The 23,858-nt window shown below is 65.2% G+C and carries 19 protein-coding genes; 16 read left to right on the forward strand and 3 right to left on the reverse strand.

The window, feature by feature from the left end; all coding sequences use genetic code 11:
- Window positions 1–113: 113 nt before the first annotated feature.
- Window positions 114–1,454, reverse strand: a complete 1,341-nt coding sequence (locus tag RDW26_RS00385) for a coproporphyrinogen III oxidase family protein (RefSeq protein ID WP_303865223.1) — start codon at window positions 1,452–1,454, stop codon at window positions 114–116.
- A gap of 242 nt (window positions 1,455–1,696) precedes the next feature.
- Between RDW26_RS00385 and RDW26_RS00390 the strand changes: the two genes are divergently transcribed.
- Window positions 1,697–3,208, forward strand: a complete 1,512-nt coding sequence (locus RDW26_RS00390) for a sodium:alanine symporter family protein (protein ID WP_281624763.1) — start codon at window positions 1,697–1,699, stop codon at window positions 3,206–3,208.
- 158 nt (window positions 3,209–3,366) lie between these two features.
- Here the strand turns inward: RDW26_RS00390 and RDW26_RS00395 are convergent, their stop codons facing one another.
- Window positions 3,367–4,290, reverse strand: coding sequence for a DUF2797 domain-containing protein (locus RDW26_RS00395; protein ID WP_307982000.1), 924 nt, complete (start codon window positions 4,288–4,290; stop codon window positions 3,367–3,369).
- Between the two features lie 288 nt (window positions 4,291–4,578).
- On the opposite strand from RDW26_RS00395, the gene hisZ reads away from it, so the two are divergent.
- From hisZ to RDW26_RS00460, 13 genes are all read left to right on the forward strand, one after another.
- Window positions 4,579–6,291 carry an ATP phosphoribosyltransferase regulatory subunit gene (gene hisZ, locus RDW26_RS00400; protein ID WP_307982002.1) on the forward strand — a complete coding sequence of 571 codons (1,713 nt, stop codon included), beginning with the start codon at window positions 4,579–4,581 and terminating at the stop codon, window positions 6,289–6,291.
- Window positions 6,292–6,396: 105 nt separating this feature from the next.
- Entirely contained in the window at window positions 6,397–7,770 is a 1,374-nt protein-coding gene (gene hisD / locus RDW26_RS00405) for a histidinol dehydrogenase (protein WP_307982004.1), read from the forward strand.
- Window positions 7,763–8,827 (forward strand): histidinol-phosphate transaminase, encoded by a 1,065-nt coding sequence (hisC, locus tag RDW26_RS00410; protein WP_307982005.1) that lies wholly within the window; start codon window positions 7,763–7,765, stop codon window positions 8,825–8,827. The genes hisD and hisC overlap by 8 nt, the downstream gene beginning before the upstream one ends.
- 314 nt (window positions 8,828–9,141) lie before the next feature.
- Window positions 9,142–9,735: an imidazoleglycerol-phosphate dehydratase HisB gene (gene hisB, locus RDW26_RS00415; protein ID WP_307982007.1), complete on the forward strand. Its 594-nt coding sequence runs from the start codon at window positions 9,142–9,144 to the stop codon at window positions 9,733–9,735.
- 177 nt (window positions 9,736–9,912) lie between these two features.
- Window positions 9,913–10,575 carry an imidazole glycerol phosphate synthase subunit HisH gene (hisH, locus tag RDW26_RS00420; RefSeq protein ID WP_307982009.1) on the forward strand — a complete coding sequence of 221 codons (663 nt, stop codon included), beginning with the start codon at window positions 9,913–9,915 and terminating at the stop codon, window positions 10,573–10,575.
- Between the two features lie 9 nt (window positions 10,576–10,584).
- Window positions 10,585–11,328 carry a 1-(5-phosphoribosyl)-5-[(5-phosphoribosylamino)methylideneamino]imidazole-4-carboxamide isomerase gene (gene hisA, locus RDW26_RS00425; RefSeq protein ID WP_307982011.1) on the forward strand — a complete coding sequence of 248 codons (744 nt, stop codon included), beginning with the start codon at window positions 10,585–10,587 and terminating at the stop codon, window positions 11,326–11,328.
- 144 nt (window positions 11,329–11,472) lie between these two features.
- Complete coding sequence (gene hisF, locus RDW26_RS00430; protein WP_294163485.1) at window positions 11,473–12,237, forward strand: imidazole glycerol phosphate synthase subunit HisF; 765 nt, start codon at window positions 11,473–11,475, stop codon at window positions 12,235–12,237.
- A gap of 174 nt (window positions 12,238–12,411) precedes the next feature.
- Complete coding sequence (gene hisI / locus RDW26_RS00435) at window positions 12,412–12,744, forward strand: phosphoribosyl-AMP cyclohydrolase (protein WP_307982015.1); 333 nt, start codon at window positions 12,412–12,414, stop codon at window positions 12,742–12,744.
- Between the two features lie 351 nt (window positions 12,745–13,095).
- Entirely contained in the window at window positions 13,096–13,782 is a 687-nt protein-coding gene (gene fsa / locus RDW26_RS00440) for a fructose-6-phosphate aldolase (RefSeq protein ID WP_118349845.1), read from the forward strand.
- Complete coding sequence (gene rho, locus RDW26_RS00445; RefSeq protein ID WP_307982017.1) at window positions 13,779–15,929, forward strand: transcription termination factor Rho; 2,151 nt, start codon at window positions 13,779–13,781, stop codon at window positions 15,927–15,929. The genes fsa and rho overlap by 4 nt, the downstream gene beginning before the upstream one ends.
- Window positions 15,930–15,944: 15 nt before the next feature.
- Complete coding sequence (locus RDW26_RS00450; protein WP_307981119.1) at window positions 15,945–17,972, forward strand: class I tRNA ligase family protein; 2,028 nt, start codon at window positions 15,945–15,947, stop codon at window positions 17,970–17,972.
- Between the two features lie 90 nt (window positions 17,973–18,062).
- Window positions 18,063–18,542, forward strand: coding sequence for a ribonuclease HI (rnhA, locus tag RDW26_RS00455; protein ID WP_114620216.1), 480 nt, complete (start codon window positions 18,063–18,065; stop codon window positions 18,540–18,542).
- A 201-nt stretch (window positions 18,543–18,743) separates the two neighbouring features.
- The gene (locus RDW26_RS00460; protein WP_307981118.1) at window positions 18,744–19,976 is read left to right on the forward strand and encodes an NlpC/P60 family protein; all 1,233 of its coding nucleotides are present in this window, start codon (window positions 18,744–18,746) and stop codon (window positions 19,974–19,976) included.
- Between the two features lie 314 nt (window positions 19,977–20,290).
- Here the strand turns inward: RDW26_RS00460 and yihA are convergent, their stop codons facing one another.
- A complete protein-coding gene (gene yihA, locus RDW26_RS00465; RefSeq protein WP_307982018.1) occupies window positions 20,291–20,875 on the reverse strand; it encodes a ribosome biogenesis GTP-binding protein YihA/YsxC in 585 nt (194 codons plus the stop codon).
- Window positions 20,876–21,121: 246 nt separating this feature from the next.
- Here yihA and RDW26_RS00470 point away from each other — a divergent pair, with 246 nt between their 5' ends.
- Complete coding sequence (locus tag RDW26_RS00470) at window positions 21,122–21,373, forward strand: DUF6110 family protein (RefSeq protein WP_303858581.1); 252 nt, start codon at window positions 21,122–21,124, stop codon at window positions 21,371–21,373.
- Window positions 21,374–21,388: 15 nt separating this feature from the next.
- Window positions 21,389–23,470, forward strand: coding sequence for a heavy metal translocating P-type ATPase (locus RDW26_RS00475; protein WP_307982021.1), 2,082 nt, complete (start codon window positions 21,389–21,391; stop codon window positions 23,468–23,470).
- Window positions 23,471–23,858 lie beyond the last annotated feature (388 nt).

The raw sequence follows: 23,858 nt of genomic DNA on the forward strand, positions 1-23,858 counted from the left end.
GGTGCATTTCCCAGATGGGCGCGCTAGGAATTCGCCGCAAAACCGACGCTTCAGCGCGAAAAAAGGCGGCATCTTGCGCGATGCCGCCCATTAAAAACGTTGCGAAGCCCAGGCTATTCCAGGCAGGCGCTGCAGTTCGTCTCGTCGCCGAACAGCAGGTTGTGCTCCTCGCCGTCAAGCGCATCGCGCGCCTGGTCGCGCAGGTTGTTCATGCCCGAGAGGAACTGACGGTACAGGATGAGCGTCAGGTAGCGTCCCATGGTGGTCAACGTCAGCTCGTCGCGGGTGTCGGTGGCGAAGGCGCGATGCGCGCGGTAGAAGGCCATCTCCGCCGGCAGCAGGCGCTCGATGCTGCAGCCGAACTGCTTCTTGAAGTCGTTCTTGTCCAAGCGCAGCTGGTAGAGGTGCAGAAGGAAATAGTAACGGGCCAGGTCGCGCTTGCTCATGACGCACTTGCCCATGATGGACATGTGCCCGGCTTCAATGGCCTCGTTGTACTCCTTTAGGCTGAACGTGTTCACGTACAGCGCGCCGTTGAGGTGCGTGATCGAGCCGCTGCCGATGCCGGGGTACTCGTTGTAGGCAACCTGCAGCTCCTCGGCGTACAGGTTATGGTCGTGGGCGCCCTGCTGGTTCAAGCGGTTGAACGTCCAGATGGTGTCGCGGCTGAAGAAAGGATGCTCGCCGCCGCACAGCACCTCGTCGAGGATTTGGTAGTAGCGGAACTCGCGGTTGTAGTCCATCTTGCCCAGCGACTTCTCCATCTTGCGCGTGGTGGCGTTTGAGACGTACAGCGGGCTGAACGTGGTTTGACGCGCCCCGCAGGCCACGATCTTCTCAAGGTCGTCCAGCAGGATGTCCTCCGTTTGGCTGGGGAAGTTGAAGATCATATCCACGTTCACGCTGTCGAAGTAGGGCGCGGCCTGCCCGATGCGCTCGAAGATCTCCTCGCCGCTGCCGTACTTCTTGTAGCGGTCCATCTGCTTGAGCAGGTCGTTGTTGAAGCTCTGCACGCCCACGGACAGGCGCTGCACGCGGCCCTTCATCTCGGAAAGCCACGGCTCGGCAAGGTGGTTCGGGTTCGTTTCCACGCCCACTTCCTTGATGTGGAAGTTGTCGCGGGCAAGGTCGATGGTCTCGCACAGCTCGTCGAGCAGGATGGTGGGGGTGCCGCCGCCGAAGTACAGCGTCTCAAAATCCCAGCCGCGCTCCTTGAGCATCATCATCTCGCGGCGCAGGTTCTTGAAGTACGTGCGCGCGATGTCCTCATGGAACACGTAGCGGTTGAAGCTGCAATACGGGCACAGGACCTGGCAAAACGGCACGTGCAGGTACAGCATGTACTTGGTGTCGGGCTTTGGGTCGGGAAAGAAATGCTCGTCGGTAGGCTGAAGGTCGAGATGGCGTTTGGTCATCCCCTTGACAAGATTTGTGAGAAATCGTTCTGAAAGCATGTGCGCCCCTTACGCATCGTTGCCCAGTATTCGGTAAGTGACCATGATAGCCCTTTGAGCGGTCGTAAGCCGGACAAGGTGAAAAAGCACAACGAGGAACACAAACGCTAGGGAATAGGCACGGGAACCGCGGTTGTTACCAATTTGTTTCAAAATAAGGTATAGTGGCGTTTCCGTGAATTCTTGTGCGTACGCACAAATCCAGGGAATCGGTTTCATATAGGGGAAAGGGGAAAGCCATCATGGATTTCAACGCATGGCTTGTCGATATCACGGGTGAGATCGACGGCTTCATGTACACGTACATCCTGCTCATCCTGCTGGTTGCAGTGGGCGTGTACTTCACCATCCGCACCAAGGGCGTGCAGATCCGCTTCATCAAGGACATGTTCAAGCAGCTGACCGAGAAGAAGCACGTGCAGGGCGAGCGCTCCATCTCGTCGTTCCAGGCGCTTATGGTCTCCACGGCCAGCCGCGTGGGCACGGGCAACATCGCCGGCGTGGCGACGGCCATCGCCACGGGCGGCCCGGGTGCCGTGTTCTGGATGTGGCTCATGGCCCTGGTGGGCGCGGCGTCGGCCTTCGTCGAGTCCACGCTCGCCCAGATCTGGAAGGTGCGCGGCACCGACGGCGAGTTCCGCGGCGGCCCGGCCTACTACATCCATCAGGCGCTCGGCAGCCGCAAGCTCGGCGTGCTCTTCAGCGTGCTGCTCATCCTGTGCTTCGCGTTCGGCTTCAACGGCCTGCAGGCGTTCAATGCTTGCAGCGCGCTTGAGTACTACATCCCCGACTACGCTACCAACGGCGTGGCCGTGGCGGCCGGTCTGGGCCTGGTGGTGTTCACCGCCGGCGTCATCTTCGGCGGCTCCAAGCGCATCAGCGTGATCACGTCCATCATCGTGCCGGTCATGGCCATCGCCTACATCGCCATCGCGCTGTGGACCACCATCGCCAACATCACCTGGCTGCCCGCCGTGTTCGGCCTGATGTTCGAAAGCGCCTTCGACTTCCAGTCCATCTTCGGCGGCTTTGCCGGCTCGGTGGTCATGCTCGGCATCAAGCGCGGCCTGTACTCCAATGAGGCCGGCATGGGCTCGGCCCCTAACGCCGCCGCCACCGCCAGCGTTTCCCACCCGGTCAAGCAGGGCCTCGTGCAAAGCCTGTCGGTCTACATCGACACGCTCGTCATCTGCACCTGCTCGGCCATGATGGTGCTGGTGTTCTACGTGCAGGATCCCGCCGCGGCCGAGGGCCTCAACGGCATGCCGCTCGTGCAGATGGCCGTGAACAACTCCGTGGGCCCCATGGGTATCCACTTCATCACGTTCGCTATCTTCATGTTCGCCTACTCCAGCCTTATCGGCAATTACTTCTACGCCGAGAGCAACTTCCGCTTCATCAAGAACGACTCCAAGGCGGCGCTGATCATCTTCCGTCTGGCGTGCCTGGCGGTTATCTTCTACGGTGCGGTGAACAGCTTCGATCTGGCTTGGAACCTGGCCGACATCTTCATGGGCCTTATGGCCATGATGAACCTCATCGCCATCCTGCTTCTGGGCAAGTGGGCGCTTGCGGCGCTGAAGGACTACTCCGAGCAGCGCGCCGCCGGCAAGGACCCGGTGTTCGTGGCGGACAACGTCCCGGGCATGCCCCAGACCGACTGTTGGCACCTCGACGAGGTGAAGGACTTCGGCGCCGGCCCTGTGAAGGAGTACTTCGAAGAGGCTGTGGACGCCGACGTCAACAAGGCGTAACCGCTGTCGGTCGCAGCTGCGTTGCGCGGTTGCGAGTGGATTGCGTGCGAAAACCGCTGCACGCGAAGGTGCATTTCGCGTGACATAGGCTTGCAAACGAAGCGCCGCCCGGAAATCCGGGCGGCGCTTCTTGCGTTGTCGGGCACAGGCGGGGTGCGCTAGAACAGCGAGATCTGCTGGGGCTCGCTGGCGTATTCGCAGGCGATCTCGTCATCCAGGAACTCGATCTCGTGGGATTCCCAATCCTTGATGGGCGCGATGAAGTTCGTCCCGTCCTGCCAAAACACCAGGTTCGCGCCGACCGTGCCCGCGCACACGCCGCCGCACACGTCCGCGAAGCCTTCGCCTTCGGGCAGCTGCATGGTGTGCGTATCGGGGGACGGCCCGCCGAAGTAATACGGCGAAAGGTCGAGCGCGTCCTCGGGTGAGAAACCCGCCTGCGCCACCGCGTCGACGTCTTCGAGCCTGTCGGTCGCCGCACGCAGCTCGCGGCAGGCTTCCTCGAAGCTGTAAGGCGCGTCGGCCAGCAGTTTCGCCTTAAGCGACGCGCGCATGGTCTCGGCCACGCCGTCCTGCGCGCACAGCGCCGCTTCAAGTGAGCGGGCATCGTCGGCGCAGGTGAAGCGCCCGACCACGCGTGCCGCGCGGGCGCCTTGCTCGAGCAGGCGCTCGATGCCGCGCGTTTCGCTCGAGATACCCGCCTTCACGTAGCCCGGTGCGAAATACGCCAGGTACACGTAATGCGGCGTTTGGTTGTACTCGCGTTGCTGCGGCGAGATGTAGCTGCTGAAGTAAAACGATGGGTTGAAGCCGGTTGCCTCGATGCACGCCGGGCACATGTCCTCCTTGCCGTCGGGCAGCAGCTCCGCGTTCAGCGGGCACGTGCTCCGCTCGTGCGTCCGAAGGTCGATGCGGCCGATGCAGCGCCGGCGCGGCAGTCGGCGCAGCGAGAACGTGCGCCCGAGCACGGGCACGTAACCGACTGCGCCCTCGTCCAGGTCGTTTATCGTAAGGTAGGGCCCGTCGACGCTGAAGCCGTAGCCGGCAAGGACGACGGTATGGTTTGCGAACAGGTTCGGCATAGCGGCGCTTTCTGTGACGACATTCTTGTTTTGCTTCGCCCGCGATGTGTTCATCCCGCGTTGCGAATGGGACGATTATGACGTTTCATGCCCGAAAAGGGGAGTTTTCCGGGCCTTTCGCCCGCTTCTGCAAAAAATCGGTCAAGTTTCTTGCTTTATCACTCTACTGTGCTAAAGTATCGGACAGCACTTGGGGATGGCGCTGCGGAAGCGCCCGCAATCGGCAGCCATTCCCGCATCTGCAACCGAAAACGGGCCGATGCCCGCAACCGCACGATGAAAGGCAGGATGAATCAGATGAACTTCGTGACGCCTTCGGGTTTCCGCGACGTGCTCACCGACGAGGCGGTGCTGCGCGAGCAGGCGGCCCAAGCGGTGCAGGCCAACATGGCGGCCAAGGGTTACCTTCCGGTGGAAACGCCCACGCTCGAGGTGATGGACGTGCTGCAGGCCGGCGGCAGGCTGCCGGGCACCCCGTTCAAGCTCTTCGACGCGCGCGGCGACCTTCTGGCCATGCGCCCCGACGTCACGCTGCAGATCGCCCGCATGTGCGCCACGCGCCTGGCCGGCCAGCCCGGGCCGTTCCGCTTCCGCTACATGCAGCGAGTGTTCCGCGAGGCCGAGGGCCAGACGCGCGCCGAGCCGCGCGAGACCACGCAGATGGGCGTCGAGCTCATCGGCCAGGCGGGCGCGGCGGCCGACGCCGAGGTGGTGGGCCTGCTGGCAGAATCGCTCAAGCTTGCCGGCGTGGCCGACTTCAAGATCGCGCTTGCATCGGTGTCGGTGCTGCGCGCGCTGCTGGCAACCTGCGGTGCTGCGCCGCAGTGGCGCCAGGCGGTGCTCGATGCGTATCACACCTCGAACTTCGTCACGCTCGACGAGCTGACCTCAGGCGAGGGCGCGCAGGGCGTTCCGCCGGTGTTCGCCCAGGCCATCGGCAGGCTCGCTCGCATCCGCGGCGGGCGCGCCGCCATCGCCGAGGTGCGCGATCTGGTGGCGCCGCTAGGCTGCGAGACGGGCCTTGACGGGCTTGAGCAGGCGTTCGACCTGCTGGAGGCCGCGGGCCTGGCCGACAGCATCCAGGTCGACTTCTCCGTCATGAGCAGCTTCGACTACTACACCGGCATCGTGTTCGAGGCCTACGCGCCGGGGCTGGGAAGCCCGCTGGGCAGCGGTGGCCGCTACGACAACACCATCGGGGCATACGGCGAAAGCCGCCCCGCCGCCGGCTTCGCGTTCTTCCTCGAGCGCGCGATGGCCGCCGCCGCGGCCGCCGACGAGCGCTCCGCGTCCGGCACCGGCCAGCGCCCGCTGCGCATCGCCGTGCCGAAGGGCTCGCTCAATGCCGACTCCATCGCGTGCCTGGCGGCATGCGGCCTGGACGTCACGGGGCTCGACAACCCCGGCCGCCAGCTCATCATCCGCAACCCGGGCGTGGAGTACATCATCGTGCGCCCCTCCGACGCCCCGGCGTTCGTGGAGCTCGGCGCGGCCGATTGCGGCATCTGCGGCGAGGACTCGCTGCTCGAGGCGCAGCCCGAGGTGGTGGAGCTGGCCGACTTGAAGTTCGGCTCCTGCCGCTTCGTGGTGGCCGAGCCTGCCGGCGCTGCCGAGCAGACCGCCGAGCACTACCGCCGCTTGGGCTCCATCCGCATCGCCACGAAGTATCCCAACATCACGCGCGCCCATTACGCGAAAACCGGCACCCAAGTCGAGATCGTGAAACTGCACGGAAACATTGAGCTGGCACCATTGACCGGGTTGGCCGAGCGTATCGTCGACATCACGGCCACGGGCACCACGTTGCGTGAGAACAACCTGGTCATCGTGGAGGATGTGCTGTCGTCGACGGCCCGATTCTTCGCCAACGGCACCTCGCTGCGCACCGATGCGCGCATCGTGGAGCTGGCCGACGCCATGCGCGCCGGCGCCGCGGCGGGCAAGTGGGAGGCGACGGTCATCGCCGGTGGCGTGCAGTCGCCCGAGCCGGCGACCGAATAACAGCTGGTCAGGGCTTCGCGCCCGCAGGCGCCCAGGGGTCGGGCACCGCAATGTCAAGGCCGGGGAGGCGCCTGCTCGCAGGCGCGGCCGCGACAAGGTATCATCGTGAAAGAGGCCGGAGGGGTCATCCGGCGTGTACATGGAAAGAAGGACAACATGCGTCGCGTCATCCTGAACAAAGGCGAGCAATTCTCCAACAAGCACCTCAAGCGCACGGGCGCGTTCAACGCCCGCGCCATGGAGGCGGCAACGAACATCATCGAGCAGGTTCGCGAACAAGGCGATGCGGCCCTGCGCGAGCTGACCGAGCGCTTCGACGGCGTGGCCATCGAGAACTTCCGCGTGCCGGGAGAGGCCATCGACGCTGCCGCGGCGAAGGTCGATCCCAAGACCGAGGAGGCGCTCAAGAAGGCCGCCAAGCAGATCCGCGAGTTCCACGAGCGCCAGGTCAAGCAAAGCTGGTTCTCCGTGCGCGAAGATGGCGCCTTGGTCGGCGCGAAGGTCACCCCGCTTGAAAGCGTGGGCATCTACGTGCCCGGCGGCCGTGCGCTGTATCCGTCCACGGTGCTCATGAACGCCCTGCCCGCCGCTGTCGCCGGCGTCGAGCGCATCGTGTGCGTCACGCCGCCCACCAAGGACGGCAGCATCGACCCGGTGGTGCTCGAGGCGTGCCGCCTGGCAGGCGTCACCGAGATCTACACGGTTGGCGGCGCGCAGGCCGTGGCGGCGCTGGCCTACGGCACCGAGACCATCGAGCCGGTCTGCAAGATCACGGGCCCGGGCAACGCGTTCGTGGCGGCTGCGAAGAAGATCGTCTCCGGTGATGTGGGAATCGATATGATCGCCGGCCCCTCCGAGGTGTGCGTCGTGGCCGACGAGACCGCCGATCCCGCCATGGTGGCCATCGACCTCATGGCCCAGGCCGAGCACGACCCGCTGGCAAGCTGCTACCTGGTCACGTTCGACGAGGGCTACGCCGACAAGGTCGAAGCCGCCATCGAGGGCCACATGAAGGCTTCCACGCGCGCCGAGATCACCACCGCTTCACTGGCAGATCAGGGCCTCGTGGTCATCTGCGACTCCATGGAGCAGGCCATCCAGTCCGTCAACGTTATCGCCCCCGAGCACCTCGAGCTGCACTTCGACGGCGCGTTCGAGCAGCTCGGCGCCATCCGCAACGCCGGCGCCATCTTCGTGGGCGAGTGGACCCCCGAGGCCGTGGGCGACTACGTGGCCGGCCCCAACCACACGCTTCCCACCGGCGGCACCGCGCGCTACGCTTCGCCGCTATCCACCGACGAGTTCGTCAAGCACTCCAGCGTCATCCAGTATTCCGCGAAGTCGCTGGCCAACGACGCCGATGCCGTCATCGCCATCGCCCGTCACGAGGGCCTGTGGGCGCACGCCCGCAGCGTCGAGCTGCGCAAGGCGCTCGTGGAGACCGGCGACATCTACGGCTTGGACGGCTCCGATGAATAGCATTCGCGCATCCGCCCCGCAGCTGGCCGACATCACGCCCTACGACCCGAAGTATCTTCCGGCGCGCGCGTACCTGTCGGCAAACGAGAACCCTTGCGACGTGGAGACCGAGGTCCGCAACGAGATCAAGCGCGAGATCAACAAGGTGGCCTTCAACCGCTATCCCGACCCCTTGGCCAACGAGCTGCGCGACATGATCGCCGAGGCCAACGGCCTTGACCGCGATTGCGTGCTCGTGGGCAACGGCGGCGACGAGCTGCTGTTCGACATAGCGCTTGCCTGGGGCGGACCGGGGCGCAAGTTCCTCAACATGCCGCCCACGTTCTCGGTGTACCGGAACAACGCCGAGCTCACCAACACCGAGGTGGTCGACATCCCGCGCCGCGACGATTACACCATCGACGAGGAGGCGGTGCTGTCCCGCGTGGCGCGCGGCGACATTGATTACGTTATCGTCACCAGCCCGAACAACCCCACGGGCGACCTGGCCGACGAGCGCTTCATCCTGCGCCTGCTCGACGCAACCGACGCGCTCGTCATGGTCGACGAGGCGTACTTCGAGTTCTCGCGCGGCACGGTGCGCCCCTACCTGGCGCAGCATAAGAACCTGGTCATCCTGCGCACGTTCTCCAAGGCGTTCTCGCTTGCCGGCGTGCGCGTGGGTTACCTGCTGGGAAACCCCGAGGTCATCCGCGAGTTCTTGAAGGTGCGCCAGCCGTACTCGGTGGACGCGGTGTCGCAGGCCATCGCGCGCGTGGTCTTCCGCAACCGAGCGAAGTTCGAGCGCGGCATCATGCAGATCGTCTCGGAGCGCGGGCGCGTGTTCCGCGAGCTCTCGCAGCTGCCGGGCGTCACGGCGTACCCCTCGAACGCCAACTACATCCTGTTCCGCACAGAGGGCGCGGGGGAGGTTTGGCAGCAGCTCTACGACCGCGGCATCCTCGTGCGCGACTTCAGCCGCGCGCCCATGCTGCAGGATTGCCTGCGCGTCTCTATCGGCAGCCCCGAGGAGAACGACGGGTTCCTAACCGCGCTGCAGGAGATTCTGTCGAAGTAAAGCTCGGGGACGTAGCGCTCCGCGCGCTGCCCCCCTGCATCTTCTGGGCGGTTTTGCAGGAAACGGGGGCCGATTTGCCCTTCGGTCCCCGTCATCTGGGCGGTTTTTGCAGCGTGATGCTGGCAACGCACGATAAAACCCCAGGTCAGTTTTGCGGTATCCCGGCGAAACAGGCTTTCGTGCCTGCAAAACCGCCCAGAACTTTAATCGGGCGCTAGCGGGCGCGGAGGGGCGCCCCGGCCCCGGACATTTCGGGGACGTAGCGCTAACTGTCCGGAATCGATGCGCACACGACGATAGAAAGGCGAACAGCAATGAGCGAACGCGTTGCGCACATCGCGCGCACCACGAAGGAAACCGACATCGACCTGTCCGTCGACCTTGACGGCGCGGGCGCCACGGACGTGGAGACGGGTATCGGGTTTTTCGACCACATGCTCACCGCGTTTGGGCGCCACGGCCTGTTCGACCTGCAGGTTCGCTGCAAGGGTGACCTTGAGGTGGACGGCCACCACTCGGTGGAGGACACGGGCATCGTCATGGGGCAGGCGTTCGCGCAGGCGCTCGGCGACAAGCGCGGCATCCGCCGCTTCGGCGACATCGCCATGCCCATGGACGAGGCGCTTATCATGGCGGCCGTGGACATCTCGGGACGCGGTCAGCTGTTTTGGGACGCCGACGTGCCCGCGGTGATGGTGGGCGCCTTCGATGCCACGCTGGCGAAGGAATTTTTCATCGCCTTCGCCGCCAACGCCGGCGTCACGCTGCACATCCGCCAGCTTGCCGGCGAGAACACGCACCACGTTATCGAGGGCATGTTCAAGGCGGTGGCGCGCGCCATGCGCCAGGCCTGCGAGCCCGACCCCCGCATGGGCGACGCGCTGCCGTCCACGAAGGGGATGCTGTAGCCGCGCACGCCTGCCTGACGGCAGCCGCTTGAACAGGGGACGGAGGTGTGTTCACGATCGCCCCTCCGAGTCTTGGGCGATGACCGTGAACACACCTCCGTCCCCTGTTCAAGCTTCGTTTGGGGGCGCACCGCCCTCACTGACTTTTATTGGACCTGCGAGATGTAAGAGACGCCTATGATTGCTGTTGTTGACTACAAGAAGGGTAACCTGCTATCCGTTGAGCGCGGTTTGCGCGCTGCCGGAGCCGACGCCTGCATCACCGACGATGCCGCCGAGATAGCCGCTGCCGACGCCATCGTCTTGCCGGGCGTGGGCGCGTTCGCCGACGCCGCGGCCACCATGGACGAGCTCGGCCAGACCGAGGTCATCCGCCGCCGCATCGCGGAGGGGGTGCCGTTTCTGGGCATCTGCCTGGGTGAGCACCTGCTGTTCGAGGAGGGCGTGGAAGGTGCCGGCGCCGACGGCAACCCGCGCGGCCTAGGCGTGCTGCCCGGATGCGTGGGGCGCATGCCGCGCCAGGACGCCGAGGGCCGCGCGTACAAGGTCCCGCACGTGGGCTGGAACACCGTCGATTTTCCTGCCGGCGCGCCGGAGAACCCGCTGTTCGCGGGCATTCCTTCGGGCACGTACTTCTACTTCACCCATAGCTTCATCGCGCCTGATGGGCCGTTCGCCATCGCGCACACCACGCACAGCGTGACGTTCCCGTGCGCCGTGCAGAAGGGCAACGCGTTCGGCGTGCAGTTCCACCCCGAGAAAAGCTCGGACGCCGGCGCGGCCGTGTTGCGCAATTTCGTCGAAATCGCCAAGGCGGCATCGCCCGCCTTGCAAGGTTAGGAGGCCGCCATGTACCTGCTCCCCGCAATCGATATCCTGGGCGGCAAGGCCGTTCGCCTGGCGAAGGGCGATTACAACCAGGTGACCGTGTACAACGACGACCCCGTGGCGCAGGCGCGCGTCTTCGAGCAGGCCGGTGCCCAGTGGGTGCACGTGGTCGACCTGGACGGCGCGCGCAGCGGCGTCCCGGAGAACATCGCCATCGTGGAGCGCATCGTGCGCGAAACGTCGCTGTCCGTCGAGATCGGCGGCGGCATCCGCAGTCTGGAGACGCTCAAGCGCCTGGCGGACGCCGGCGCGGCGCGCATGGTGCTCGGCACCGCGCTCGTCAACGACCCCGAGCTTGCGCGCGCGGCGGTGGCCGCGGTGGGCGGCGACCGCCTGACCGCCGGCATCGATGCGAAGGGCGGGGAAGTGGCCGTCTCCGGCTGGATCGAGGGCTCGGGCGTGGCCGCCGCTGACCTGGCGCGCGCGATGGGCGCCGCCGGGTTCAAGCACATCGTCTACACCGACATCGCGCGCGACGGCATGCAGACCGGCATTGACGTGCAGGCTTACGTCGACATGGCGAACGCGTTCGGCAACCCCGTCATCGCCAGTGGCGGCGTGGCAAGCCTCGCCGACATCGAGCGCCTGGCGCCGGTGGCGGAAAGCATCGAGGGCGTCATCACCGGCAGGGCCGTCTACGAGGGCACGCTCGACGTTGCCGAGGGCGTCTCCCTTTGCGCCAGCCTGACGGCCGCGCGATCCTAATGCCGTAAAGGCGCCGAGCGCCGGCCGTTTCGCGGCGAAGCCGGGCGCTGCGCGCATCGAGGCGCGCCGTTCCCCGGCTTCGCGACGCCCGCCGGCGCCATCCCGTCGATTTTCCCTTTCCCCGAGCCGTTGAGGAGCAGATATATGTTGGCAAAACGCGTGATCCCCTGCATGGACGTGAAGGACGGCCGTGTGGTGAAGGGGGTCAACTTCGTGAACCTGCGCGATGCGGGCGACCCCATCGAGCTGGCGCAGCGCTACGACGAGCAGCGCGCCGACGAGGTGATCTTCCTTGATATCACCGCCACCAGCGACAAGCGCGAGACCACCGTCGACCTTGCAAGCCGCGCCAGCGCGCAGCTGCACCTGCCGTACTGCGTGGGCGGCGGCTTCCGCAGCGTCGCCGACATCCGCCGCATGATAGCCGCTGGCGCCGACAAGGTGTCGGTCAACAGCGCGGCGGTGGACAACCCGCAGCTCATCTCGGACGCCGCCGCCGCGTTCGGCACGCAGGCCATCCTGTGCGCCATCGACGCGAAGCAGGTGGCCGGCAACCCCAACAAGTGGGAGGTCTACGTGCACGGCGGCCGCACCGCAACGGGCATCGACGCCGTGGAATGGGCCGTCGAGGCGGCTCGCCGCGGCGCTGGCGAGATCTTGCTGACCAGCATGGATCGCGACGGCAGCAAGGACGGCTTCGACTGCGCGCTCACCCGCGCGGTGGCTCGTGCGGTGGATATCCCCGTCATCGCCAGCGGCGGCGTGGGCAAGCTCGAGCATTTCGCCGAGGGCATCATCGACGGCGAGGCCGACGCGGTGCTGGCCGCCAGCGTCTTCCACTTCGGCGAGTTCACGGTAACCCAGGTCAAGGAGTACATGCGCAGCCAGGGCATCCCCGTGCGCCTATAGAAAGGCAGTCGGTGCGAACAGGGGGGCGTGAACAGGGGACGGAGGTGTGTTCACGTTTGCCGTTCGGGAATATGAAAACGCCGTCGTGAACACACCTCCGTCCCCTGTTCACGCCCTGTTCACGCGCCGTAGCCGTTCGCCCGCCGCCGGAAACCATCGTCGAAAGGACCATCCATGCAAGCCGAGCTTCCCGAGCTGAAATACAACGCCGACGGGCTGATTCCGTGCATCGTGCAGGACGTGGAAACGCGCGAGGTGCTCATGATGGCGTGGATGAACGCCGAGAGCCTGGCGCTTACGTTTGAGCGCGGCGAGACGGTGTTCTGGAGCCGCAGCCGTCAGGAGCTGTGGCACAAGGGCGCCACCAGCGGCAACACGCAGAAGATCGTCGAGCTTCGCTACGATTGCGATGCCGACACGCTTCTGGCGCTCGTGCATCCGGCGGGCCCCGCCTGCCATACCGGCGCCACCAGCTGCTTCTTCCGCACGCTGGCCAAGTTCGAGTAGGCGCTTGGCCGTCATCGCGCTTGCGGGGGGGGGGCGGCGGCAAACTCGCTCACGCGCAGTTGCCCGTAGACGCTTCGCCGTCATCGTGCCCCGCTGAGAACCGAATACGCGAAAGCTTGAAGGCCGGGTCATCCCGGCTTTCGTGCGTTTTGCGCGCTTGTCGTGCCCGGTCGTGCGCTTCGGGTGGTTATCCGCGGCGACTTGCTTGCGCGCACCCGGCGCCTGCGCTATTCTGCCCCTAGCTTTATTTTCTCGAAGGAAACCCTTCCCATCATCAAGTTCCCGCTTCCCATCAACGCTCTTTCTATGCGCAAAGCGGGTAACAACCCATATATATAAGGAGGAATAAGGGTGAAGTTCTTTCTGGACACGGCAGATCTAGCCGAAATCGAAGAGGCTGCTAGCTGGGGCGCGCTGGCAGGCGTCACCACCAACCCGTCGCTGTACGCCAAGATCGGCGGCAAGTTGGACGACTTCCATAACCACATGAAGCGCATCTGCGACATCGTGGGCCCGGACTGCCCGGTTTCCGCCGAGTCCGTCGCCATGACGCGCGACGAGATCGTCGCCGACGGCCGCAAGCTGGCCGAGATCGCCCCGAACATCGTGGTGAAGATCCCCACCATGGTCGAGGGCCTCGCCGCCACCCACACGCTGGCCGCCGAGGGCATCCCGGTGAACATGACGCTGTGCTTCAGCGTGCCGCAGGCGCTGCTGGCCGCACGCGCCGGCGCCCGCTACATCAGCCCGTTCATCGGTCGTTTCGATGACATTTCCGAGGACGGCCTCGAGCAGGTCGGCAACATCGTCACCGCCATCAACAACTACGACTTCACGGCCAACACCGCCAACGGCGAGCAGATCGAGATCATCGCCGCCTCCGTGCGCAGCGCCAACCATGTCACGCAGTGCGCGCTCATGGGCGCCGACATCGCCACCGTCCCGTTCGGCGTGCTGAAGAAGATGGTGCAGCATCCGCTCACCGACCGCGGCCTGGACTCCTTCATGAAGGACTGGGAGAAGGTAGCTAACGCATGAGCGACGAGCAGAATGTAGCGGAGGCGCCGCAGCAGGGCGCCCCCGCGGCCGATGCGGCGCCGGCTGCTCCCAAGCGCCGCCCGGGCCGTCCGCGCAAAAGCGCCGCCTCGTCTGGCAAGGCCTCTTCCGAGGCTTCTTCCGACGTCGCATCCGACGCCCCGGCCGATGGGGCCGATAGCGCCCCGAAAACGCCGGCCAAGCGCCGCCCGGGCCGTCCTCGTAAGAAGGCCGCGCCCGCCCAGAAGGCCGAATCCGCCCCTGCTGCGAAGGCCGATGCCGCCGCGAAGCCTGCTTCCGCGGCGAAGGCGAAAAAGGCGAAGGAGGCTCCTGCCGAGTCCGAGGCCGCCGCATCCAAGGCGCAGACCGCCGAGGCCGCCCAGCCCGCCGAGACGGTAACGGGCACGCCGGCAAGGCGCCGTCCGGGCCGTTCGCACAAGAAGATCGCCACCGCGCCCGTCGCCGCTCAGGCGGCCCCCACGCAGGACGCATCCGGCAAACAGCAGGCTCCCGAGGCAGCAGAAACCGTCGAAACCGCGCAAGCTCCCGCCGAAGCAGCCGGCTCCGACCAGCAGGCACCCGCCAAGGACATGGCCCCGGGCCGCGCGGCACGCGCCGCGCGCACGCCGCGCAAGTCGGTGCGCGCCCAGGGCGCCAACCGCGATGGCCGCTCCGAGCAGCATGAGGGCCGCGGCAAGGCCGACGCCCGCGAAGGCGTCGAGCGCGCCGAGGGCCGCAGCTCCGGCAACGCCGGCGCCGACCGCCACCAGCGCAACGACCGCAATGGCCGCAAGAACGGCAACGATCGCAACGACCGTCACCAGCGCCATCAGCGCAATAACAACCGCGAAGTGGTCCCCAGCGTCAACAAGGACGACCTTGCCAAGCTCAAGGTGGCCGAGCTGCGCGCGAAGGCCGCCGAGCTCGACGTCGACGTGGCGGGCCTGAAGAAGGCCGAGCTCATCGACGCTGTGTACGACGCGTCCCTGAAGGCGGAGGGCTTCGTGGAGGTCGAGGGCATCCTCGACATCATGCAGGACGGCTACGGCTTCCTGCGCACCAACGGCTATCTGCCCAGCGAGCAGGACTGCTACGTGGGACTTTCCACCATCCGCCGCAACGGCCTGCGCAAGGGCGACAAGCTCACCGGCACCACGCGCCCGGCGCGCCCCAACGAGAAGTACGCCGCCGTGCAGAAGGTGGCCACCGTCAACGGCAAGCCCGTCGAGGAGCTGGGCCGTCGCGTGCGCTTCGGCGACCTCACGCCGGTCTATCCCGACGAGTGCCTGACCATGGAGCATGGCCAGACCACCATCACGGCGCGCGTCATCGACCTGGTCAGCCCCATCGGCAAGGGCCAGCGCGGCCTGATCGTCAGCCCGCCGAAGGCCGGCAAGACCACCATCCTGAAGGATATCGCCGCGGCCATCAGCGCCAACAACCCCGAGGTGCATCTCATGTGCCTTTTGGTCGACGAGCGCCCCGAGGAAGTCACGGACATGCAGCGCTCCATCAAGGGCGAGGTCATCTCCTCCACCTTCGATATGCCCACCGAAAACCACATCCAGGTTTCCGAGCTGGTCATCGAGCGCGCAAAGCGCCTGGTGGAGGATGGCAAGGACGTCGTGGTGCTGCTCGACAGCCTCACGCGCCTGGCGCGCGCCTACAACCTGGCGCAGCCCGCGTCCGGCCGTATCCTGTCCGGCGGCGTGGACTCCACGGCCCTGTACCCGCCGAAGAAGTTCCTGGGCGCGGCCCGAAACATCGAGGGCGGCGGCAGCCTGACCATCCTCGCGTCGGCCCTGGTGGAAACGGGCTCGAAGATGGACGAGGTCATCTTCGAGGAGTTCAAGGGCACGGGCAACATGGAGCTCAAGCTCGACCGTAACCTGGCAGACCGCCGCATCTTCCCGGCCATCGACCCGGTGGCATCGGGAACGCGCAAGGAAGACCTGCTGCTCGATCCGCAGAAGGCCCCGCTCATCTGGGCGGTTCGCCGCATCCTTGCGAACACGAACAACACCGAGCGCGCCATGGACATGCTCATCAAGTCCTTGAAGCGCACCGACGACAACGACGAGTTCCTTATGCGCACGGCGAAAAAGGCCCAGCACAACAACGGGAACGCAAACGCAAACCTGGAGTTCTAGGGGAGACATATTTAGATGGCGACAATGCATGACAACAACGAAACGGTTGCCTGGCCCAAGCGCGCGGTGGTCACGGCCGGCATGCCCTACGGCAACAAGCCGCTGCATTTCGGGCATATCGCCGGCGTGTTCGTGCCCGCCGACTGCTTCGCGCGCTTCCTGCGCGACCGCATCGGCGCGGAAAACGTCCGCTTCATCAGCGGCACGGACTGCTTCGGCTCGCCCATCAACGAGGGCTACCGCAAGCTGGTGGAGGCCGGGCAGTTCGACGGCACCATCGAGGATTACGTGCTGCGCAACCACAACCGCCAGAAGGCCACGCTGGATTCCTATGACATCAGCCTTGATATCTACGAAGGCTCCAACATCGGGCATTCCGGCGAGGTCCACCAGCTCATCAGCGAGGCGTTCATCAAGAAGCTGCATGAGAACGGCTGGCTGCAGAAGCGCGCGACGCTGCAGTTCTACGACCCCGAGGCAGGCACGTTCCTGAACGGCCGCCAGGTGCAGGGCCATTGCCCCGTGCAGGGCTGCAAGTCCGAGCACGCCTATGCCGATGAGTGCGACCTAGGCCACAGCTATGCGCCTGAGGATCTTATCGCGCCGAAGTCCTCGCTCACCGGCGTCACGCCCGAGATGCGCCCGGTGGAGAACTGGTATTTCGACCTGCCGGCGTTCAACGGCTTCCTGAAAAAGCACGTGGAGGCCCTTGAGGCCGACCCCGAGGTGCGCCCCATCGTGCCGCAGACCATCAAGGAGTTCTTGGCCCCGCCGGTGGTCTATATCAAAAACGAGCTGTACGACCAGTATCTGGAAATCGCCGACAAGCTCGCGCATCATCAGTACCATGAGGCCGAGAAGGGCAAGCAGTCCTTCGAGATCGAGTTCGACACCATCGACGACCGCGATGCGGCACGCGACGTGCTTGCCGCGGCGGGCATCCGCTTCCGCACGGGCAAGGCGCTCGTTCCCTTCCGCATCACCGGCAACATCGAGTGGGGCGTGAAGGCGCCGGTCATCGACGGGCTCGAGGGCCTGACGGTGTGGTGCTGGCCCGAAAGCCTGTGGGCTCCCATGAGCTTCACCATGGCCGTCAACGACAAGATGGGCCTGCCGCGCGGCAGCTGGCGCGACTTCTGGTGCTCGGAAGACGCGCAGGTCTACCAGTTCATCGGCCAGGACAACCTGTACTTCTACGGCGTGGCCCAGCCGGCGCTCATCGAGGCGCTGCGCCCGGGCGATATCCTCGCGCCCGGCGAGACGGACACGCCCCTGCGTCAGACCAGCCTCATCGCCAACCATCACATCCTGCTCGGCAACAAGAAGGCTTCGTCGTCGGGCTCGGTCAAGCCGCCTACGGCCGACGAGCTGCTGGAGCATTACACCGTCGAGCAGCTTCGCGCACACTTCCTGGCGCTTGGCCTGGATCAGAAGTCCGTGGGCTTCAAGCCCAAGCCCTTCGACCCCGACGAGGCGAAGCGCAACGACCCGCGCGTAGCCGACCCGGTTCTCAAGGAGGGCACGCTGCTCACCAACGTGTTCAACCGTCTGGCACGCAGCTGCTTCTACGAGGCGCAGAAGAACTTCGAGGGCTGGATGCCGCTCGGCGAGGTGTCGCCTGAGGTGCGCGAGCGCGCGCACGCCTGCATGAACGAGTACGACAAGACCATGCACAAGGCCGAGCTGCACACGGTCATGTCCATCATGGACACGTTCATCCGCTGGGCGAACAAGTACTGGACGGACAACATCCGCACCGCCGAGAAGGAAGGCGACGAGCAGCTGCGCCGTCAGGTGCTCGTGGACTGCTTCTACCTGCTTCGCGTGTCCACGCTGCTCATGCACCCCGTGGTGCCGAAGGGCTGCGAGAAGATCGCCGATTACCTCAGCTTCGAGTTCGACGACTTCTTCAGCTGGAACTTCGATTTCGAGGGCATGGACGAGCTGTGCCACGGCGCCGAGCTCGAGGATGGGCGCCATCGCATCCGCGAGCTTCCCCCGCGCTTCGACTTCTTCTCGAAGCACCCCTCGCAGTTCAAGTAGGGTTTCAAAGCACGGCATCCGATCAGGCTGGCCAGCTGCGGCAACGCGGCTGGCCGGCCTTTTCATGGGTGCGGAAAGATTGGTTTGCATATGCACGTTGATTTGTATTCCGACGGCGCCTCGCGGGGCAACCCCGGGCCGGGCGGGTACGGCAGCATCCTGCGCTTCGTCGACAGCAAGGGCGGGGTGCACGAACGGGAGTTCTCGCAAGGGTATCGCTGCACCACGAACAACCGTATGGAGCTGCTCGGCGCCATCGTGGCCCTCGAGGCCCTCAAGCGCCCGTGCCACGTGACGCTGTACTCCGATTCCCAATATCTGGTGAACGCGTTCAACCAGCACTGGGTGGACGGCTGGCTCAAGCGCGGGTGGAAGAACTCGCAGAAGCAGCCGGTGAAGAACTCCGATCTGTGGAAACGCATGCTCAAGGCGAAGGAACCCCACGACGTGGAGTTCGTCTGGGTCAAGGGCCATGCCGGCCATGCCGAGAACGAGCGCTGCGATGCGCTGGCAACCTCCGCGGCCGACGACCCATCGCGCCATAAGGAGGACGCTGGCTTCCGCGGCTAGGCGATGGCGCAAGTCACTGTCAGGAACGGGCAGGCGGAGCGGGCCGGGGTTGAATCCCCGGTTTCGCCCCACCTGCCCGTTCTCCATATATGCAGGTTGCCTCACCTGGGCGTATGCCCGTTCAGTGCAAAAGGTACCGCGCTTGTTGCCAGGGTGATACAGTGGCGTAAGCGATTTTGCAACCGAGAAGGAGGTTCGTGCATGCAACAGGAAATGAAGCTGCGCCGCCGCATCGCCGGTGGAGCGATGGCTTGCGTCCTGTCCTGCGGCCTTATGGTTCCGCAGCTGGCATTCGCCACCCCTGATTCATCTTCCAAGCAGGCAGAGGCCCAGGCGGTCCTGGCCTCGCTCAACTCCATGCAGTATCAGCTCGATCAGGCGTCGGCCGACTATGGCCAGGCGCTCGAGGAGCAGGCTCAGGCCCAGCAGTCCGCCGATCAGGCGCAGGAGCGCATCGACCAGATCAACGTCGAGATCGCCGACGTGCAATCCCGTTTGGGCGATCGCGCGCAAAGCATGTACCGCACGGGCGCCAGCTCGTTTTTGGACTTGCTGCTCGGCTCCACCTCGTTCAGCGAGTTCGCCACGAACTGGGACCTGCTGAACAAGGTCAACGATAACGATGCCGAGCTCGTGCAGCGCAACAAGGATCTGCGCACCGAGGCTCAGGAGCAGAAGGCCACGTTCGACGAGCAGACCCGCACCGCCGCTGCCAAGGCCTCCGAGGCCAAGCAGATTCAGGACGAGGCGCAGTCCACCGTCAACTCCATGCAGCAGACCTATGACGGCCTTTCGGCCGAGGTTGCCACGCTGGTTGAGGAAGAGCGCGCCGCACAGGCTGCTGCTGCCGCCGCAACTGCCCAGCAGACCGTCGACCAGTCCGCTGCCCAGGCCACCCAGCGTATGGGCATCGCCGCTGCCACCAACAACAACGCCAATGCCGGCGGCAATGGCGGTAACGGCGGCGCTGCCGATAACGGCGGTGGCAACACGTGGACCGACAACTCCGGCGACACCGGCAACACCGGTTGGACCGATAACGGCAACTCGGACAACTCCGGCAACACCGGCAACTCGGGCGGTTCCAGCAGCTGGACGCCGTCTTACAACGCCTCCACGGGCAACGCCATCGTCGACCGCGCTTACAGCTGCATCGGCGCACCGTACGTGTGGGGCGGCGTCGGCCCTGACGGCTTCGATTGCTCCGGCCTGGTCAGCTATGCGCTGACCGGCAGCAATTCGCGCTACGGCACCACGTACACGTTCATGGGCATGTCCCAGGTCTCCGATCCCCAGCCCGGCGACATCTGCACCAGTTGGTCGCACTGCGGCATCTACATCGGCGGCGGCCAGATGATCCATGCCCCAACCTTCGGCCAGACGGTGTGCGTCAGCTCCGTGCAGTCCGACATGATCATCGTGCGCCCCTGGTAGCGCTTCCCGCTCCGGCGCCGCGCCGGCAAGTATCTAGCCGGCAGCGAAGAAACACCTGCAGCAAACAACGAGCCCCAAGCTGTCCCATCAGCTTGGGGCTCGTTCGCGTTTACAGGGGTGTTAGCTCGGCAGGAAAGGCTGCTTGAAGCCGGGGCTGGCGAAAGGGGCGCCGAGCCAATCATGCCTATGGAACATTCGGCCTCATTGCCAGTGGGGGAGGGCGTCTAATTTCGCGAAGGGCGGGTGTCGGCAAAATCATGCCAGCGGGGCATGTAACCCTAATCGGCGCGCGCCCGCGCTTCCGCGATACCGCGCTAGCCTTCGCAGGCCTGCGTGATGAGCTTGCGCAAGGCGTCGAAGCCCTCGCGTTTCTCGCTGGACGTCACCAGCATGGGAACGTCGTCGGGTAGGGCCAGCTGGCGGCGCAGCACCGATACCTGCTTGTTCTGCTGGTTGCGGGAGAGCTTATCGGCCTTCGTGAGCACCACGGCGAACGGAAGCCCCGCCTCTATGAGGAAGTTGATCATGTTCAGATCGAGCTGCTGCGCTTCGTGGCGGATGTCCACCAGGCTGACCACCAGCGCGAAGTTGCGATCCTGGTTGAAATAGCCCTCGATCAGCTCCGCCCAGCGGCCCTTCTCGGATTTCGCCACGCGCGCGTAGCCGTAGCCAGGCAGGTCGACGAAGCGGGCGCCTTCGGTGGCGAAGAAGTTGATGGTAGACGTCTTGCCGGGCTTCTGCGAGACCTTCGCCAGGCTTTTGCGGCCGAACAGGGCGTTGAGCATGGACGACTTGCCCACGTTCGAACGGCCGGCGAACGCCACTTCCGGAAGCGTCGAGGGAGGCAGCTGCGACGAGATGCCGAACGAGCGCTCGAAGGTTACGTTGTTGAAGTTCATACGATGCTCCAAATGGTTCGAAATCAGTGCTTGCATCATGATAGCGTGCTTCGCCCTGCGGAAACGCCCACGTCATCCGCCATCCGCAATAACCCCGTATGACGGTAAGCGGGGATTTCGAGAAAAAAGTTGCCATAGATTGACAATATGTCAGCTGCGTCATACTCTTTCGAACGGAGTAAAAGTTATTGGGGTCGAACATCGCTGAATGCATAGCGATGGTCAGCACAAGAAAGGACGCAGAAGATGAAACTCAAAAAGCGCGATGGTTGGATGATCGCCGGCGGTTTCGCCCTGGGCACGCTGGGCTTGAAGGCGCTGAGCAGCTCCACGGCGAAGAAGTGCTACGTGCAGGGCGTTGCCAAGGGCCTGCAGGCCAAGGCCGCCTATCAGGACGTGGTCGAGCAGGCCAAGGCCCAGGTGGACGACATCGTTGCCGAGGCCAGCTACATCAACGAGTCCGCAAAGGCCGAGCCGACCGCTGTCGACGGCGAATAGCGCGAAGACGTTGCCATGAAATATCGGATCGCAAATGAGCTTCCGGGCCGTTTGCGCGTGAAGCTGGCGGGCCCTGTCCCGCCAGCGGACTTGGATGCGCTGTATCGCGTCCTGGGCGCAAGCCCCGATATTGCGAAATCAACCGTCTATCCGCGCATCGGCAGCGTGGCCCTGGTCTACAATGCCGCCCCTGGCGCCCGTGCGCGCGTGCTCGACCATCTGGCCGGCATCGACGCGACGGCTATTGCCAAGGCGAAGCAGGGCTGCGGCCTCGAGCTTGCCCCGCGCTCGCATTCCCTGCTCATGGACCTGGCATCGCTGGTAGGCTTCCATTTCATGCGCCGTTGGTTCCTGCCCGCGCCCTTGGCGGCAGCCTGGACGGTGCTCAGCTACCGCAAGTTCCTGTTCGCCGGCCTGAAGTCGCTGGCGGCGGGCCGGCTGGACGTCCCCGTGCTCGACGCGGCGGCCATCGGCATATCGTTCGCGAAGCGCGACCCGCGCACGGCGGGGCTCACCATGCTTCTGCTCAACGTGGGCGAGACGCTTGAGGAGTATACGCGCAGCCGCTCGGAGGGAGCGCTCATCAACGCGCTGCTTGATCTGCCCGAGACCGCTCAGCTGGTGGAAGGCGACACCGAGGTGCAGGTTCCCTCCAGTACCCTGCGACAAGGCCAGCTCATCGCCGTGCGCACCGGCATGCCCGTGTGCGTGGACGGCACGGTGGTGCGCGGGTGCGCCATGGTCAACCAGGCGGCGCTTACCGGCGAGCCGCTGGCCGTGGAACGCACCGTCGGCGACGACGTGTTCGCCGGCACGGCGGTGGAGGACGGCGAGATCATCGTCGAGGTGAAGGCCAACGAGGGCCAGACGAAGCTGCGCACCATCGTGAACCTGGTCGAGCAGACCGAGTCCTACAAGTCGCAGACGCAGTCGCGCATGGAACGCCTTGCCGATCGCATCGTGCCGTGGAACTTCCTGCTCGCCGGCATCGTGGCGCTCACCACGCGCAGCCTGGTGAAGACTTCGGCTGCCCTTATGGTCGACTACTCCTGCGCGCTCAAGCTCACCGGTTCCATAGCCGTGCTGTCGGCCATGAGCCAGTCCGCCCAAGCGGGATTCACCGTGAAAGGTTCGCAGCACTTCGAGTCCATGGCGCATGCCGACGTCATCGTGTTCGACAAGACGGGCACGCTCACCGAGGCAGCCCCGCAGGTGGCGCGCGTGCTTTCCCTTGACGGCTGGGATGATGACGAGGTGCTTCGCTTCGCCGCGTGCTTGGAGGAGCACTTCCCGCACCCGGTGGCCCGCGCGGTGGTGCGCGCTGCCGCCGACAAGGGCCTCGAGCACCGCGAGCGCCACGCCGAGGTTGAGTACATCGTGGCGCACGGCATAGCCAGCTCGCTTGACGGCAAGCGCGTGGTCATCGGCTCGGAACATTTCGTCGTGGAGGACGAGCGGGTCGAGATCTCCGAAGCGCAGAAGGAGCTCATCGCGCGGGAAACCGAGGGCCTCTCGCCGCTCTACCTTGCCGTGGATGGCAAGCTCATGGGCGTCATCGGCGTGCAGGATCCGCTCAAGGCCGGCGTTCCCGAGGCCATCGCCGAGCTTCGCCGCCTGGGGCTTTCGCGCGCCATCATGCTCACGGGCGACAACGAGCGCACCGCCGCGCGCATCGCCGCGCGTGCCGGCGTCTCCGAGTTCCACGCGAACCTGCTTCCCGAGGACAAATATGCTTTCGTCGAGGGTCTCAAGGCGCAAGGCGCGCAAGTGGTCATGGTCGGCGACGGCGTCAACGATGCTCCGGCGTTGGCGCTCGCCGATGTGGGCATCGCCATGGGGCAGGGGACCGCGGTGGCCAAGGAGGTGGCCGACATCACGCTCACGGGCGGCCAGCTCGGCTCCATCGTGGCGCTGCGCCGCATGAGCGAGGGCCTCATGGGCCGCTTGAACGGCAGCTTCAAGGAGGTCATGGCCATCAACTCGACGTTGCTGGCGGCCGGCATCGGCGGCATCATCTCCCCGCAGATGTCCTCGCTTCTGCACAACGCCTCCACCGTCGCGCTGTCCATGCGCAACGGGAAGCGCTACGACGCATAGGCCCGTCGAGAGCCCGCGGGCATCGGCCGATTGGCGGTCATGCATCTAGTGCCGGAGCCCGATGGCGCTCGACGGCCGATGGGCGGTCGCGCGCCCAGGGCCCGCGGCCTTACCTCCAGAAAGGAATTCTCGAACTCAGCCGGACGTGTACGGCTGAGTTCGAGAGCAAATGCGAAGTGTTCGGATGAGGTTGCGAATCAAGCTTAGGTAGCGGGTTCGTGAAGACCGCACCAAATCTTCAACGCCCCCGTTGCAAACGCCCGGGGGCGTTGTTATAATTCGAGGGCTGTTTTATCACACATGCGTGTGCGACCCTTCCCGCTAGTGGCCGAAATTGGTTGCGGATGAAAGGGGATGACCGCACGCAGAGGACTAACGAATGGAGAGT

This window comes from uncultured Senegalimassilia sp. (assembly GCF_902464545.1).
GTDB lineage: Bacteria > Actinomycetota > Coriobacteriia > Coriobacteriales > Eggerthellaceae > Senegalimassilia.

What these genes read in the sequence shown, in the direction of transcription:
- rho (WP_307982017.1), top strand. Translation starts at nt 13,779, where the DNA reads ATGAGCGACGAGCAGAATGTAGCGGAGGCGCCGCAGCAGGGCGCCCCC.
- yihA (WP_307982018.1), bottom strand. Translation starts at nt 20,875, where the DNA reads ATGAACTTCAACAACGTAACCTTCGAGCGCTCGTTCGGCATCTCGTCG.
- hisB (WP_307982007.1), top strand. Translation starts at nt 9,142, where the DNA reads ATGAGCGAACGCGTTGCGCACATCGCGCGCACCACGAAGGAAACCGAC.
- hisF (WP_294163485.1), top strand. Translation starts at nt 11,473, where the DNA reads ATGTTGGCAAAACGCGTGATCCCCTGCATGGACGTGAAGGACGGCCGT.
- hisH (WP_307982009.1), top strand. Translation starts at nt 9,913, where the DNA reads ATGATTGCTGTTGTTGACTACAAGAAGGGTAACCTGCTATCCGTTGAG.
- RDW26_RS00390 (WP_281624763.1), top strand. Translation starts at nt 1,697, where the DNA reads ATGGATTTCAACGCATGGCTTGTCGATATCACGGGTGAGATCGACGGC.
- hisI (WP_307982015.1), top strand. Translation starts at nt 12,412, where the DNA reads ATGCAAGCCGAGCTTCCCGAGCTGAAATACAACGCCGACGGGCTGATT.
- rnhA (WP_114620216.1), top strand. Translation starts at nt 18,063, where the DNA reads ATGCACGTTGATTTGTATTCCGACGGCGCCTCGCGGGGCAACCCCGGG.
- hisZ (WP_307982002.1), top strand. Translation starts at nt 4,579, where the DNA reads ATGAATCAGATGAACTTCGTGACGCCTTCGGGTTTCCGCGACGTGCTC.
- RDW26_RS00395 (WP_307982000.1), bottom strand. Translation starts at nt 4,290, where the DNA reads ATGCCGAACCTGTTCGCAAACCATACCGTCGTCCTTGCCGGCTACGGC.
- RDW26_RS00460 (WP_307981118.1), top strand. Translation starts at nt 18,744, where the DNA reads ATGCAACAGGAAATGAAGCTGCGCCGCCGCATCGCCGGTGGAGCGATG.
- hisC (WP_307982005.1), top strand. Translation starts at nt 7,763, where the DNA reads ATGAATAGCATTCGCGCATCCGCCCCGCAGCTGGCCGACATCACGCCC.
- RDW26_RS00450 (WP_307981119.1), top strand. Translation starts at nt 15,945, where the DNA reads ATGGCGACAATGCATGACAACAACGAAACGGTTGCCTGGCCCAAGCGC.
- hisA (WP_307982011.1), top strand. Translation starts at nt 10,585, where the DNA reads ATGTACCTGCTCCCCGCAATCGATATCCTGGGCGGCAAGGCCGTTCGC.
- RDW26_RS00385 (WP_303865223.1), bottom strand. Translation starts at nt 1,454, where the DNA reads ATGCTTTCAGAACGATTTCTCACAAATCTTGTCAAGGGGATGACCAAA.
- RDW26_RS00475 (WP_307982021.1), top strand. Translation starts at nt 21,389, where the DNA reads ATGAAATATCGGATCGCAAATGAGCTTCCGGGCCGTTTGCGCGTGAAG.
- RDW26_RS00470 (WP_303858581.1), top strand. Translation starts at nt 21,122, where the DNA reads ATGAAACTCAAAAAGCGCGATGGTTGGATGATCGCCGGCGGTTTCGCC.